The 1,796-nt window shown below is 29.7% G+C and carries 1 protein-coding gene and 1 pseudogene; one reads left to right on the forward strand and one right to left on the reverse strand.

What is annotated here, in order from left to right; genetic code table 11:
- Positions 1–200: pseudogene (locus L8V77_RS07610) on the forward strand (peroxide stress protein YaaA); the annotation flags it as partial.
- A 23-nt stretch (positions 201–223) separates the two neighbouring features.
- Here the strand turns inward: L8V77_RS07610 and L8V77_RS07615 are convergent.
- Positions 224–1,423, reverse strand: a complete 1,200-nt coding sequence (locus tag L8V77_RS07615) for a major outer membrane protein (RefSeq protein WP_263707394.1) — start codon at positions 1,421–1,423, stop codon at positions 224–226.
- Positions 1,424–1,796 lie beyond the last annotated feature (373 nt).

Here is a 1,796-nt window from a genome sequence, read left to right on the forward strand (position 1 = left end):
TTACCCTCACTTTTTTAAAAAATTCCAAAACTTTAAGTCACTTTGCAAAGGCTTATAGGGGTAAAATATTAAGAATACTAGCAAGTAAAAATATACATAGCAAAGAAGCTTTACTAGAAAATCTACCTAATGATTTAAAAATAAAAGAAATTAAAATACAAGGATTAAAAGAAGAGATAATTTTAGATATAGTAAGCTAAGCCTTTTGGCTTAGCTTTTATAATTAGAATTTGTATAGAGCTTCAAGTCTGATGAATTGATCATCTCTATCATCAACGCCTTGTTGATTTAAATCTTCTGTTAAGTAAGAATAGAATCCACTAAATGTAAGTTTAGGGCTATAAGCATAAGATACTCTTGCAATATACTCATTTTTATCGATATCATTCATACCTGTTCTTTCTGTTTTACCACCAATATAATCAAATCCTAATCTTACGGTTTCAGCAAAAGTATAACCTAAACCTGCAAAATAGAAGAAGTTTTCGCCATGGCTACCTCTTAAATCACTACCTTCAGAATAGAAAATTTGTTCACCTGGAGCAATTACACTACCTTTATCTTCTAAAACAACAACACTTGTTTTATCTTTATCACCAAAGCCAACTACACCTGCTTGAAAATCAAATGCAGAAATATTTGCTTGGATTTGAGCAGCGTAGAAATTTCCATTTTCTAATCCTAAGCGATCTTCTTTGTCACTGTCTAAGCTATTTCCTAAGTATTGACCTTGGATTTTGAAGTTCATATCATTGAATGCAAATTTATAGCTAGCATCTACTGCATATAAGAACGCCCAGTTGTTTGAATAAGCAGCCCATACTTGGAAAGCAAATGGATCAAAATCACCTAATACAGCAGCACCATAAAGAGAAGCTTTACCTAGGCTAATATTAGTATTAAAATCTCCATCATCTGTATAATTGAAGCTATCAAACCAGTAACCTGCAAAAGTTAAACCTTCGATAGAATTGTTAAGAACTTTAGCTCCTGTACCTACTGCATCATCAGTCCAAATTGAGTCAACTTCCATTTTACCGAAAAGTACATTTGTAGCATAAGCTTCGTTAGTGTATTCTAAGTAAGCTTGGTTAACAGCAAATGTGCTATGAGTATCAGTTTCAGCATTTCCAAAACCAGGTTCTTTTGTATTGCCATATTGGAATTGAACAAAAGCTTTGAAATTATCATCTAAAGCTGCTTTAAAATTGATTTGTGATTTAAATCTATGTCTGTTTTCTTTAACACCATTATAACCATTAGAAACAGCATTTCCTTGTTCTAATCTATCAGATTCAAATCTGTATCTGAACATACCTGATACATCAACATCTTTTATAGCTTCTTCAAGTGAAACAGCGTTAGCTGCTGAAAAAGCACCTGCAGCTAACGCTGCTACTAAACTAAGTTTAACTAGTTTCATGAGAATTCTCCTTATTAAAATTAAAACTATGGCTTGTATTATATCATAGTTTTATATGAGAATTCTTAAAGTAAACAAAAATATGCATTTATTGGGATATATTTGAAGTTACAGTATGTTATTATACTATAATTATTAGTATATAATAATTGTAGTTTTAGATAATCAAACTATATTAAATTAAATCTTTAAAATTATAATTTAATTTTATTCCTAATTTTATATTTTATAAATAATCTCACTCATATTTAAAACTATATATCTTTAAAGATCTAGTAAAAAACTAGATCTTTAAAAACTAAGGAGTTATCTATGAATGTTTGCTTTTACAGATGCAATTATGCTCTTTGATAGTTAATGTTTGGAAACTGGG

It is taken from the genome of Campylobacter sp. IFREMER_LSEM_CL2127, from assembly GCF_025771745.1.
In the GTDB taxonomy this organism is placed as follows: domain Bacteria; phylum Campylobacterota; class Campylobacteria; order Campylobacterales; family Campylobacteraceae; genus Campylobacter_D.

What these genes read in the sequence shown, in the direction of transcription:
- L8V77_RS07615 (WP_263707394.1), bottom strand. Translation starts at nt 1,423, where the DNA reads ATGAAACTAGTTAAACTTAGTTTAGTAGCAGCGTTAGCTGCAGGTGCT.